General features: G+C 58.4%; 11 protein-coding genes. 7 read left to right on the top strand and 4 right to left on the bottom strand.

Going from position 1 to position 11937, the window contains the following annotated elements; genetic code table 11:
- Nucleotide 1 precedes the first annotated feature (1 nt).
- From hemX to hemC, 3 genes are read right to left on the bottom strand one after another with little or no spacing between them, the layout of a single operon-like run.
- Entirely contained in the window at nucleotides 2–1189 is a 1188-nt protein-coding gene (gene hemX / locus APT89_RS11385) for a uroporphyrinogen-III C-methyltransferase (RefSeq protein ID WP_041911826.1), read from the bottom strand.
- Between the two features lie 20 nt (nucleotides 1190–1209).
- A complete protein-coding gene (gene hemD / locus APT89_RS11380) occupies nucleotides 1210–1950 on the bottom strand; it encodes a uroporphyrinogen-III synthase (RefSeq protein ID WP_045631336.1) in 741 nt (246 codons plus the stop codon).
- The gene (hemC, locus tag APT89_RS11375) at nucleotides 1947–2888 is read right to left on the bottom strand and encodes a hydroxymethylbilane synthase (RefSeq protein WP_060572390.1); all 942 of its coding nucleotides are present in this window, start codon (nucleotides 2886–2888) and stop codon (nucleotides 1947–1949) included. The genes hemD and hemC overlap by 4 nt, the downstream gene beginning before the upstream one ends.
- 350 nt (nucleotides 2889–3238) lie before the next feature.
- On the opposite strand from hemC, the gene cyaA reads away from it, so the two are divergent.
- The gene (gene cyaA / locus APT89_RS11370; protein ID WP_060572387.1) at nucleotides 3239–5782 is read left to right on the top strand and encodes a class I adenylate cyclase; all 2544 of its coding nucleotides are present in this window, start codon (nucleotides 3239–3241) and stop codon (nucleotides 5780–5782) included.
- Between the two features lie 43 nt (nucleotides 5783–5825).
- On the opposite strand, the gene cyaY is transcribed toward cyaA, so the two are convergent.
- On the bottom strand, nucleotides 5826–6146 hold the full coding sequence (cyaY, locus tag APT89_RS11365; RefSeq protein ID WP_041911829.1) for an iron donor protein CyaY: 321 nt from the start codon (nucleotides 6144–6146) through the stop codon (nucleotides 5826–5828).
- Nucleotides 6147–6281: 135 nt separating this feature from the next.
- On the opposite strand from cyaY, the gene lptM reads away from it, so the two are divergent.
- The 6 genes from lptM to uvrD all read left to right on the top strand — a co-directional run bounded on the left by lptM (nucleotide 6282) and on the right by uvrD (nucleotide 11906).
- On the top strand, nucleotides 6282–6485 hold the full coding sequence (gene lptM / locus APT89_RS11360; protein WP_041911830.1) for an LPS translocon maturation chaperone LptM: 204 nt from the start codon (nucleotides 6282–6284) through the stop codon (nucleotides 6483–6485).
- 35 nt (nucleotides 6486–6520) lie between these two features.
- Nucleotides 6521–7345: a diaminopimelate epimerase gene (dapF, locus tag APT89_RS11355; protein WP_060572385.1), complete on the top strand. Its 825-nt coding sequence runs from the start codon at nucleotides 6521–6523 to the stop codon at nucleotides 7343–7345.
- Entirely contained in the window at nucleotides 7342–8049 is a 708-nt protein-coding gene (locus tag APT89_RS11350) for a DUF484 domain-containing protein (protein WP_028014794.1), read from the top strand. Before dapF ends, APT89_RS11350 begins: the two co-directional genes overlap by 4 nt.
- Nucleotides 8046–8948, top strand: a complete 903-nt coding sequence (gene xerC / locus APT89_RS11345) for a tyrosine recombinase XerC (protein ID WP_041911832.1) — start codon at nucleotides 8046–8048, stop codon at nucleotides 8946–8948. Before APT89_RS11350 ends, xerC begins: the two co-directional genes overlap by 4 nt.
- A complete protein-coding gene (yigB, locus tag APT89_RS11340; RefSeq protein ID WP_060572383.1) occupies nucleotides 8948–9664 on the top strand; it encodes a 5-amino-6-(5-phospho-D-ribitylamino)uracil phosphatase YigB in 717 nt (238 codons plus the stop codon). The genes xerC and yigB overlap by 1 nt, the downstream gene beginning before the upstream one ends.
- Before the next feature lie 79 nt (nucleotides 9665–9743).
- Entirely contained in the window at nucleotides 9744–11906 is a 2163-nt protein-coding gene (uvrD, locus tag APT89_RS11335; protein ID WP_041911833.1) for a DNA helicase II, read from the top strand.
- Nucleotides 11907–11937: the final 31 nt, after the last annotated feature.

The following is an 11937-nucleotide window of genomic DNA, read 5'->3' as shown; positions in this document are numbered from 1 at the left end:
ATTACTCTCCCTGTGGCGCGCTTTCAGGCGCTGGTGCCGCCGCTGTGCCGGTCTGCCCGGCCGGAACGCCCGGCTGCGCCAGCAGGTTACGCACGCGCGTCTGCATCAGCTTCTCCAGAATCGGCTGGCTGGCCAGTTTATCCGGCACGTTCATGGTGATGTTCTGCTGGCTCAGCTTGTCGATATCTTCGAGGAAGGCGGTGGTCGTTGCATCATCGGTGTTGTAGTAGGCGCGTACCCACGTCGAGACGTTATCCAGCGCCTGTTTGTACGTTTCTTCCTGATGGCGCGGCACGGCCTGCGCCGCGACCAGCAGGCGGGAACGGATGTTTTCGCGCAGATAGATATCCTGATTCGGCGCTAACAGCGGTACGGCGGTTTCATCGCGACGGCGGATGGTGATGAAGCTGTCCATAAAGTTCTGCCAGCTTTTCTGCAGGTTTATGCGCCATTCGCTCAGGGAGCTGGACAGCTCGGTACCGTCAGAGTCCATCGGGGAGTCGTCGTCATTGTTATCCGCCAGCTGCAGGTTATCTATTTGATTCGAAAGCTGGTTCACCTTGAGGATAATGCCGTCGTAATCCACCTGTGAAACGGCGGAGAGGCTGGCGATATCTTCGGTAATCGCACGGCGCGCGGTAATGAGGCTCGGATCGTTCATGTCGGCCAGGCTCGCATCGGCGCTTTTCAGCAGCGCGGCGGCGGTGGTCACGTCCTGATCGCTCCACAGCTTACGCCCGGCGAGTTTGACGAGGAAATCGGCCTGCGAGAGCAGCCAGGTTTTGGCATCGGTGCCGGAGATGGTGGCGACTTTCTGCTGTACTTCGCCCAGCTGTTTGGTCAGCTCTTCCTGTTTGCTGTTCGCCTCGGCAAGCGCGGCGGCCTGCTGCTTAATCACCGCTTCCAGCTCGGTTTTCTGCGTTTCCTGCGCTTTTTGCAGGGAGGTAAGCTGATTGACCAGCGTATCGCTGGTGGCCGTCTGGTTAGCACTCTGTTGCTTTACCAGACCATACAGGCCGACGCCTGCTGCCAGCGCAATGGCGATGGCAATCGCGCTCAGCGCGAGGCTGGTTTTATTGCTGCCGTTTTTCTTCTCAGCGGTTTTCTCAGTCGTCTCTGGCTGTGGCGTTGTCTCCACAGTCTCCCTGGTCTCTTCAACCACGGCGGAGGATTTTTCGTGTTCCGTCATTATGGCTTCCCATTTGAGAGTTATTGTAATGCGCGCAGCAGCGCATCGTTGTCGGCGTTATCAGCGATCCGAATATCCTGCCAGCCCAGTTCCCGGGCGAGGTTCGCCAGACGCTCACTGACGACCAGAAGCCGACAGCGGAGTAACCAGTTTTCGCGATACCAACGCGGTATCAGCGACCAAAGCTGTTGTAACATTTCACCGCTGGTGACCACCAGCGTATTAATACCGCGCGCGTGCCAGCGCATCGCCTCTTCAGCACCGTCGTAGTGTTTCGCACAGCGCTGGTAGCACTCAACAAACGTGACGTCAGCCCCGCGTTCCCGCAGCGTTTCACCCAGCAGTTCGCGGCCACCGTTGCCGCGCAAAATGAGCGCGCGCTTTCCGGCAATAGTTTGTAATTCAGGTAATTGTAGCAAGACTTCGCTGATTTCCCGATCCAACGGGTAGCGAACGTCTGTTCCACTCACGGTATGTAAGGCCAGCGCGGTGGTTCTGCCGATAGCGAAATAGCGCGGAGCGGTCGGCCAGCGTGTTCCCGCCTGTTGCAGCTGCGCATGGGCAAATTCCACGGCATGCTGCGATAGCGCAAACAACAGGTCGCCTTCCTGAAGAGTATTCATCTGGTCGGCGAGCGCAGAGAGCTCCCGACCGGGGGAGAATTCAATTAGCGGAAAACTCCAGGCCACCTGCCCCAGTGCGCGCAGACGGCTCACTAACTGCTCTCCTGCGGGAGAAGGGCGGGTGACAAGAATACTCATGCAGGGGGTTCTCCGTTATAGACCTCGGCCAGAATTTCACGTGCGCCGTTATTCAGCAGCTCTTCCGCCAGCGACACGCCAAGCGCTTCGGCATCCTGCGGCTTGCCGCGACGTTCGCCGCGCACCATCTGTGAACCGTCCGGCGCGCCCACCAGCGCACGCAGCCACAGTTCACCGTCTGTTAATTCAGCATAGCTGCCAATCGGCACCTGACACCCGCCTTCGAGGCGAGTATTCATCGCCCGCTCGGCTTTTACGCGGGTTGCGGTCTCGTCATGGTTCAGCGGAGCGAGCAGCTCGCGGGTGCGCGCATCGTCCAGACGGCACTCAATGCCGACGGCGCCCTGTCCGACGGCCGGCAGCGACAGCTCTGGCGGCAACGCCACGCGAATGCGTTCCTCCAGCCCCAGGCGCTTCAGGCCTGCAACGGCAAGAATAATGGCATCGTAATCGCCGTTATCCAGCTTGCCCAGACGCGTGCCAACGTTACCGCGCAGCGAGCGGATGATAAGGTCAGGACGACGCTCCGCCAGCTGACACTGACGGCGTAAACTGGACGTGCCAACCACGCTACCCGCCGGCAGCGCGTCGAGCGAGTCATAGCGGTTTGAGACAAACGCATCGCGCGGGTCTTCGCGCTCGCAGATGGTCACTAGCCCCAGCCCTTCCGGGAACTCGACGGGCACGTCTTTCATCGAATGTACGGCGATATCGGCGCGGTTCTCAAGCAATGCCAGTTCCAGTTCTTTGACAAACAGGCCCTTGCCGCCCACTTTCGCCAGCGGCGTATCGAGGATCACGTCACCGCGCGTGACCATCGGCACCAGCTCGACGCGCAATCCACTGTGGCAGGCTTCCAGGCGCTGCTTCACATAATGTGCCTGCCAGAGCGCGAGAGGGCTTTGGCGTGTGGCAATTCTCAAAACATTGTCTAACATGCTTGTTACCGTCATTATCAATCGCTAACCATCCTAACATTGTTGACTCTGGGATGGCAGTTTTACGGTTGATGAAGCGTGAGAGGGACAAGGCGGCGTATTCGTCAGCCATAGCCGTATTCAGGAATTTACACGTACAGAACGGTGCTACACTTGTATGTAGCGCATCTTTCTTTACGGTCAACCGGCAAGGTGTTAAATTGATCACGTTTTAGACCATTTTTTCGTCGGTACCACCATAATGACAAGGGCGAAAAAAGGGTAACGGTTATCTTTTTGAAATACTGCGGGCTCGCTGTTATTCGTGTTTTGAATAGCTTACGATACCCGGAAACATCAGGCGATACGTCTTGTACCTCTATATTGAGACTCTGAAACAGAGACTGGATGCCATAAATCAATTGCGTGTGGATCGCGCGCTTGCTGCCATGGGCCCTGCTTTCCAGCAGGTATACAGTCTGCTGCCGACATTATTGCACTATCACCACCCGCTAATGCCTGGCTACCTTGATGGTAACGTTCCCCAGGGCATTTGCCTCTTCACGCCTGATGAAACCCAACAGCATTATTTGAACGAGCTGGAACTCTACCGCGGCATGCCGCCTCAGGTTTCTCCGAAAGGTGAACTGCCGATTACCGGCGTTTACTCCATGGGGAGCACCTCATCGGTAGGGCAAAGCTGTTCTTCGGACCTGGACATCTGGGTCTGCCATCAGTCCTGGCTCGACAACGAAGAGCGCCAGCTGCTGCAGCGTAAATGCAGCCTGCTGGAGAGCTGGGCGGCATCGCTCGGCGTGGAAGTGAGCTTCTTCTTGATTGATGAAAACCGTTTCCGCCATAACGAAAGCGGCAGTCTGGGTGGTGAGGACTGCGGCTCGACCCAGCACATTCTGTTGCTGGATGAGTTTTACCGTACTGCCGTTCGCCTGGCCGGGAAACGTATTCTGTGGAATATGGTGCCGTGCGATGAAGAAGAGAATTATGACGATTACGTCATGTCGCTTTACTCGCAGGGCGTACTGACGCCTAACGAGTGGCTTGATCTGGGCGGCCTGAGCTCCCTGTCTGCCGAAGAGTACTTCGGCGCAAGCCTCTGGCAGCTCTATAAGAGTATTGATTCACCGTACAAAGCGGTACTCAAAACCCTGCTGCTCGAAGCCTACTCCTGGGAATACCCTACGCCGCGCCTGCTGGCGAAAGACATCAAGCAGCGCCTGCACGATGGCGAGATTGTCTCCTTCGGGCTGGACGCTTACTGCATGATGCTGGAGCGCGTAACCGAATACCTGAAAGCCATTGATGACGCCACGCGTCTTGACCTGGTGCGTCGATGTTTCTATCTCAAAGTCTGTGAGAAGTTGAGCCGTGAGCGCGCCTGCGTGGGCTGGCGTCGTGAAGTGGTCAGTCAGCTAGTGAAAGAGTGGGGATGGGACGAAGCGCGTCTGTCCATGCTTGATAACCGCGCCAACTGGAAGATCGATCAGGTGCGTGAAGCGCACAACGAACTGCTCGACGCGATGATGCAAAGCTACCGTAACCTGATCCGTTTTGCGCGCCGCAATAACCTTAGCGTTTCCGCCAGCCCGCAGGATATCGGGGTGTTAACCCGTAAGCTGTACGCCGCGTTTGAAGCGCTGCCGGGCAAAGTGACCCTGGTTAACCCGCAGATTTCGCCTGACCTGTCTGAACCAAACCTGACCTTTATCTATGTGCCGCCGGGCCGCGCGAACCGCACCGGGTGGTATCTGTACAACCGTGCGCCAAGCATGGATTCCATCATCAGCCATCAGCCGCTGGAATATAACCGCTATCTGAACAAGCTGGTGGCGTGGGCCTGGTTTAACGGCCTGCTGACCTCGCGCACGCGCCTGTTTATCAAAGGCAACGAGGTGGTCGATCTCGCTAAGCTGCAGGAGATGGTGGCGGATGTCTCGCACCACTTCCCGCTGCGTCTGCCTGCCCCAACGCCAAAAGCGCTCTACAGCCCGTGCGAGATCCGTCACCTGGCAATCATCGTTAACCTGGAGTACGACCCGACGGCGGCCTTCCGCAATCAGGTGGTCCATTTTGACTTCCGCAAGCTGGACGTCTTCAGCTTTGGCGAGCAGCAAAACTGCCTGGTGGGCAGCGTAGACCTGCTGTACCGCAACTCGTGGAACGAAGTGCGTACCCTGCACTTCAACGGCGAGCAGGCGATGATTGAAGCGCTGAAAACCATTCTCGGCAAGATGCACCAGGACGCCGCGCCGCCGGACAGCGTCGAAGTGTTCTGCTACAGCCAGCACCTTCGCGGTTTAATTCGTACCCGCGTGCAGCAGCTGGTGTCTGAATGCATCGAACTGCGTCTCTCCAGCACCCGCCAGGAAACCGGGCGCTTTAAAGCGCTGCGCGTCTCCGGGCAGACGTGGGGCCTGTTCTTCGAGCGTCTGAACGTGTCGGTGCAGAAGCTGGAAAACGCTATCGAGTTCTACGGCGCGATTTCACACAACAAGCTGCACGGCCTGTCGGTTCAGGTGGAAACCAACCACGTCAAGCTGCCGCAGGTGGTGGATGGCTTTGCCAGTGAAGGGATTATTCAGTTCTTCTTTGAAGAGTCGGGCGACGATGCCGGGTTCAACATCTACATTCTGGATGAGACCAACCGCGCCGAGGTGTATCACCACTGTGAAGGCAGCAAAGAGGAGCTGGTGCGCGACGTCAGCCGCTTCTACTCTTCCTCGCATGACCGTTTCACCTACGGTTCCAGCTTTATCAACTTCAACCTGCCGCAGTTCTACCAGATTGTGAACGTGGATGGGCGAGCGCAGGTGATCCCGTTCCGTACGCAGGCGATTACCCCAGCAGTGCCTGCGAATCAGGATACCGCACCGCTGTTGCAGCAGTATTTTTCCTGAGGCTTTTCGCCCGGTAAGGCGTAGCCGCCACCGGGCAACAAAACTACCTGAAACGCACTTCCTCGCCCGCCTGCGCGGTCGCCGCCTGTTCCAGCAGATCCCAGAACGTTTCGCCGCTGCGATCGCAAACCCACTCGTCACCCTTCAAATCAAAGTGATAGCCGCCCTGTTTGGCCGCCAGCCACACCTGGTGAAGCGGCTCCTGACGGTTAATAATAATTTTGCTGCCGTTTTCGAAGCTCAGGGTCAGAATGCCGCCGTTGATTTCACAATCGATATCGCTGTCGCCGTCCCAGTCGTCGATACGTTCTTCGATGGTCATCCACAGGGTGTCGGCAAGGCGATGGAATTCACTGTCGTTCATGGTTTTGTTCCTGTTTTTCGTGATGGCGGCAGTATAACGCTAAATAATTCCCGTTGCAGGAAAGCGGCAAACTCTTGCTTTTGTGTCTTCTCCTGCGATGATAGAAACAGATTTGAACTTACGGGCAACTTTATAATGAAAAACGCTTTCCGAACGCTTGCCGTTCTCATCACGCTGTTTAGCCTGACCGGCTGCGGACTGAAGGGACCACTCTACTTCCCGCCTGCGGATAAAACCGCGCCGCCGCCGACAAAACCGGTTAACAGCGGCATCGAGTCTTCCACGCCAAAGACTAACGATCGTGGCGATAACGGCGGTCCGACTCAGGTTAACCTCTGACGACAACGTTCTGTACCCGCGCAATGGAGCAAATGATGCAGTTCTCTAAAATGCATGGCCTTGGCAACGATTTTATGGTCGTCGACGCGGTAACGCAGAATGTGTTTTTCTCCCCGGAACTGATCCGCCGCCTGGCGGATCGGCACGTGGGCGTGGGGTTCGATCAGCTGCTGGTGGTTGAGCCGCCCTACGATCCTGACCTCGATTTCCACTACCGTATTTTCAACGCTGACGGCAGTGAGGTTAACCAGTGCGGCAATGGCGCGCGCTGTTTCGCCCGCTTTGTCCGCCTGAAAGGGCTCACCAATAAGCGCGATATCCGCGTCAGTACCGCCAACGGTCGTATGGTGCTCAGCGTTACCGACGATGAGCTGGTGCGCGTCAATATGGGTGAGCCTAACTTCGAGCCTTCCGCCGTGCCGTTTCGCGCAAACAAAGCGGAAAAGACCTATATTATGCGGGCGGCCGAGCAGACAGTATTGTGCGGCGTTGTCTCGATGGGTAACCCGCACTGCGTGATTCAGGTGGATGACGTGGAAACTGCGGCGGTCGAAACGCTCGGTCCGGTGCTGGAGAGCCACGAGCGGTTCCCGGAGCGGGCGAACATCGGCTTTATGCAGGTAGTGAAGCGTGAACACATCCGTCTGCGGGTTTACGAGCGCGGCGCGGGCGAAACCCAGGCCTGCGGAAGCGGCGCCTGTGCGGCGGTGGCCGTCGGTATCTCCCTGGGGTTACTGGCAGAAGAGGTTCGCGTGGAATTACCGGGCGGTCGTCTTGATATCGCCTGGAAAGGAGCGGGTCATCCACTGTACATGACTGGCCCGGCGACACATGTTTATGACGGGTTTATCCATCTATGAAACAACCAGGGGAAGAACTGCAGGAAACAGTGACGGAACTGGACGACAGCGCTGTTGTTGATTATCTGCTGAACAATCCTGAGTTTTTTATTCGCAATGCACGCGTCGTCGAACGAATGCGCGTGCCGCATCCGGTTCGCGGGACCGTGTCGCTGGTCGAATGGCACATGGCGCGCTCGCGTAACCACATCAACCAGCTCGAAGAGAATATGACGCTGCTGATGGAGCAGGCCAGCACCAACGAAAGCCTGTTCTATCGCCTTCTGCACCTGCAGGCGCGTCTGGCCTCGGCGCATAGCCTTGAAGAGTTTCTCAGCCGCTTCCATCGCTGGGCGCGCGAGCTGGGGCTGGCGGGCGCAACGATTCGTCTGTTCCCTGACCGCTGGCGCATCGGCGCACCGTCGGGGTTCACCCATCTGGCGCTCAGCCGTCAGGCGTTTGAACCGCTGCGCATTCAGCGCCTGGGTCATGAGCATCACTATCTGGGGCCGCTGAACGGACCTGAGCTGCTGGTAGTGCTGCCGGAAGCCAAAGCGATTGGCTCGGTGGCGATGTCGCTGATGGGGCGCGATGGCGACCTGGGGGTAATATTATTTACCAGCCGCGACGCGCACCACTATGAGCAGGGGCAAGCCACGCACCTGCTGCAGGAGATCGCCCTGATGCTGCCCGAGCTGCTGGAGCGCTGGATTGAACGCGTATGACGGACGGACTGCTCGCCACTGACGTCACCCGGTTTCTGCGCTATCTGGGCGTTGAGCGCCAGCTCAGCCCCATTACGCTGCTTAACTATCAGCGTCAGCTTGATGCCATCATGCAGATTGCCGAAGAAATCGGCCTGAAAAGCTGGCAACAATGTGACGCCGCCACGGTACGCGGGTTCGTCGTGCGTAGCCGTAAAAAAAACCTTAGCCCGGCGAGCCTTGCGCTCCGGCTCTCTGCCCTGCGCAGCTTTTTCGACTGGCTGGTCAGCCAGGGCAAGCTGAAAGCTAACCCGGCAAAAGGGATCGCCACGCCAAAAGCCCCGCGCCATCTGCCGAAAAATATTGACGTCGACGACGTAAACCGCCTGCTGGATATCGATCTAAACGATCCGCTGGCCGTGCGCGACCGCGCGATGCTGGAGGTAATGTACGGTGCGGGCCTGCGTCTCTCCGAACTGGTGAACCTCGACTTAAAGCATCTCGATCTGGAATCCGGCGAAGTGTGGGTGATGGGCAAGGGCAGCAAAGAGCGCCGCCTGCCGATTGGCCGCAACGCCGTCTCCTGGATTGAGCACTGGCTGGATCTGCGCGGCCTGTTTGGCGCGGAAGAGGATGCGCTGTTTTTATCAAAGCTCGGCAAGCGGATCTCCGCGCGTAACGTGCAGAAGCGCTTTGCGGAGTGGGGCATCAAGCAGGGGCTGAACAGCCACGTGCATCCCCACAAGCTACGCCACTCTTTTGCGACACACATGCTGGAATCGAGCGGCGATCTGCGCGGCGTACAGGAACTGCTTGGCCACGCGAATCTGTCGACCACTCAAATCTACACCCACTTAGACTTCCAACACCTTGCCTCGGTGTATGACGCGGCGCATCCACGCGCCAAACGGGGGAAATAATGCGTTTTTACCGCCCACTCGGTCAGATCTCAGCCCTGACGTTTGACCTTGATGACACCCTTTATGACAACCGCGAGGTGATCCTGCGTACCGAGCAGGAGTCGCTGGCGTTTGTGCAGAACTACCATCCCGCGCTGAAGGCGATGCAGAACAAGGATTTCCAGAAGCTGCGTCAGTCCCTGCGGGAGACCGAGCCGGACATTTACCACGACGTGACCGAATGGCGTCGTCGCGCGGTTGAGCAGGCGATGCTGAACGCGGGTCTGAGCGCACAGGATGCCGCCGTCGGTGCCGAAGCGGCAATGGAAAACTTCGCCAAATGGCGCAGCCGCATCGACGTGCCGCAGGAAACCCACGACACGCTGGCGAAGCTTGCCGAAAAGTGGCCGCTGGTGGCCATCACCAACGGCAATGCCCAGCCGGAGCTGTTTGGCCTCAGCGATTATTTTGAATTCGTGCTGCGCGCGGGTCCGCACGGGCGCGCGAAGCCGTTCAGCGACATGTACCATCTGGCAGCGGAGAAGCTTAACCTGCAGCTGGGTGAGATCCTGCACGTGGGGGATGACCTGACCACAGACGTGGCCGGTGCCATCCGCTGCGGCATGCAGGCCTGCTGGATCAAGCCAGAAAATGCGGAGCTGATGACCGCAACAGACAGCCGTCTTCTGCCGCACGTGGAAATTTCGCGGTTGGCATCCCTCACGACGCTGATATAATCATCAATTGTTCTGTATAAATTAACAGGGTTTTGGCGAGTGGAAACATTTGCCTGCCCGACATGACGTGACGGTGCCAATGGACGTTTCTTACCTGCTCGACAGCCTTAATGACAAACAGCGTGACGCGGTTGCCGCCTCGCGCACCAACCTGCTGGTTCTGGCTGGGGCGGGGAGTGGTAAGACACGCGTGCTGGTTCACCGTATCGCCTGGCTGCAGAGCGTGGAAAACTGCTCACCGTACTCGATTATGGCCGTGACGTTTACCAACAAGGCGGCGGCGGAGATGCGTCACCGTATCGCCCAGCTGATGGGCACCAGCCAGGGCGGCATGTGGGTTGGCACCTTCCACGGCCTGGCGCACCGTCTGCTGCGCGCGCACCATATGGACGCTAACCTGCCGCAGGATTTCCAGATCCTCGACAGCGAAGATCAGCTCCGTCTGCTGAAGCGCCTGATCAAGGCGATGAACCTCGATGAGAAGCAGTGGCCGCCGCGTCAGGCGATGTGGTACATCAACGGTCAGAAAGACGAGGGGCTGCGCCCGCACCACATTCAGAGTTTCGGCAACCCGGTCGAGCAGACCTGGCAGAACGTCTATAAGGCCTATCAGGAAGCGTGCGATCGCGCCGGCCTGGTGGATTTCGCCGAGCTGCTGCTGCGCGCCCACGAGCTGTGGCTCAACAAACCGCATATCCTGCAGCACTACCGCGAACGCTTCACCAACATCCTGGTTGACGAATTCCAGGATACCAACAACATCCAGTACGCGTGGATCCGCCTGCTGGCCGGAGATACCGGCAAGGTGATGATCGTGGGCGATGACGACCAGTCGATCTACGGCTGGCGCGGCGCGCAGGTGGAGAACATCCAGCGCTTCCTCAACGATTTTCCCGGCGCGCAAACCATCCGTCTGGAGCAGAACTATCGCTCAACCAGCAACATCCTGAGCGCGGCCAACGCCCTGATTGAGAACAACAACGGGCGTCTGGGCAAAAAGCTGTGGACCGACGGCGTCGACGGCGAACCGATTTCGATTTACTGCGCCTTCAACGAGCTCGACGAAGCGCGCTTCGTGGTGAACCGCATCAAAACCTGGCAGGACAACGGCGGCGCGCTGGAGCAGTGCGCCATTCTCTACCGCAGCAACGCCCAGTCGCGCGTGCTGGAAGAGGCGCTGCTGCAGGTGAGCATGCCGTACCGCATTTACGGCGGCATGCGATTCTTCGAACGTCAGGAGATCAAAGATGCGCTTTCGTATCTGCGCCTGATCGCCAACCGCAACGACGACGCGGCGTTTGAGCGCGTGGTGAACACGCCGACTCGCGGGATTGGCGACCGTACGCTGGACGTGGTGCGTCAGGCCTCGCGCGATCGCCAGCTGACGCTGTGGCAGGCGTGCCGCGAGCTGCTGCAGGAAAAGGCCCTTGCCGGACGCGCAGCCAGCGCCCTGCAGCGCTTCCTTGAGCTGATTGACGCCCTGGCGCAGGAAACCGCCGACATGCCGCTGCACGTGCAGACCGACCGGGTGATTAAAGACTCCGGCCTGCGCACCATGTACGAGCAGGAAAAAGGCGAGAAGGGTCAGACCCGTATTGAGAACTTAGAGGAACTGGTCACGGCAACGCGCCAGTTCAGCTACAACGAAGAAGACGAAGACCTGATGCCGCTGCAGGCGTTCCTCTCTCACGCCGCGCTGGAAGCGGGTGAAGGGCAGGCGGACACCTGGCAGGACGCGGTTCAGCTGATGACCCTGCACTCCGCCAAAGGTCTGGAGTTCCCGCAGGTGTTTATCGTCGGCATGGAAGAGGGCATGTTCCCAAGCCAGATGTCGCTCGATGAAGGCGGGCGTCTGGAAGAAGAACGTCGTCTGGCTTACGTGGGCGTGACGCGAGCGATGCAGAAGCTGACGCTAACCTACGCTGAAACCCGCCGCCTGTACGGTAAAGAGGTCTATCACCGTCCGTCGCGCTTTATCGGTGAACTGCCGGAAGAGTGCGTGGAAGAGGTGCGTCTGCGCGCCAGCATCAGCCGTCCGGTTAGCCATCCGCGCATGGGCTCGCCGATCTCTGAAACCGACACCGGCTACAAGCTGGGCCAGCGTGTGCGCCATTCTAAGTTTGGCGAAGGTACCATTGTGAATCTGGAAGGCAGCGGCGAGCACAGCCGCCTGCAGGTCGCGTTCCAGGGGCAGGGGATCAAATGGCTGGTGGCGGCCTACGCGAAGCTGGAAACAGTCTAACATTCAGAAAAATATCATTATTTTGTAATAA

The sequence above is a fragment of the Enterobacter sp. 50588862 genome, assembly GCF_001462935.1.
Lineage (GTDB): Bacteria > Pseudomonadota > Gammaproteobacteria > Enterobacterales > Enterobacteriaceae > Enterobacter > Enterobacter bugandensis.
This window is presented reverse-complemented; position numbering and strand designations above follow the sequence as displayed.

Excerpts from the sequence above, each read along its gene's own strand:
- xerC (WP_041911832.1), top strand. The coding sequence starts at position 8,046 with ATGACGGACGGACTGCTCGCCACTGACGTCACCCGGTTTCTGCGCTAT.
- lptM (WP_041911830.1), top strand. The coding sequence starts at position 6,282 with ATGAAAAACGCTTTCCGAACGCTTGCCGTTCTCATCACGCTGTTTAGC.
- hemX (WP_041911826.1), bottom strand. The coding sequence starts at position 1,189 with ATGACGGAACACGAAAAATCCTCCGCCGTGGTTGAAGAGACCAGGGAG.
- dapF (WP_060572385.1), top strand. The coding sequence starts at position 6,521 with ATGCAGTTCTCTAAAATGCATGGCCTTGGCAACGATTTTATGGTCGTC.
- yigB (WP_060572383.1), top strand. The coding sequence starts at position 8,948 with ATGCGTTTTTACCGCCCACTCGGTCAGATCTCAGCCCTGACGTTTGAC.
- APT89_RS11350 (WP_028014794.1), top strand. The coding sequence starts at position 7,342 with ATGAAACAACCAGGGGAAGAACTGCAGGAAACAGTGACGGAACTGGAC.
- hemD (WP_045631336.1), bottom strand. The coding sequence starts at position 1,950 with ATGAGTATTCTTGTCACCCGCCCTTCTCCCGCAGGAGAGCAGTTAGTG.
- hemC (WP_060572390.1), bottom strand. The coding sequence starts at position 2,888 with ATGTTAGACAATGTTTTGAGAATTGCCACACGCCAAAGCCCTCTCGCG.
- uvrD (WP_041911833.1), top strand. The coding sequence starts at position 9,744 with ATGGACGTTTCTTACCTGCTCGACAGCCTTAATGACAAACAGCGTGAC.
- cyaY (WP_041911829.1), bottom strand. The coding sequence starts at position 6,146 with ATGAACGACAGTGAATTCCATCGCCTTGCCGACACCCTGTGGATGACC.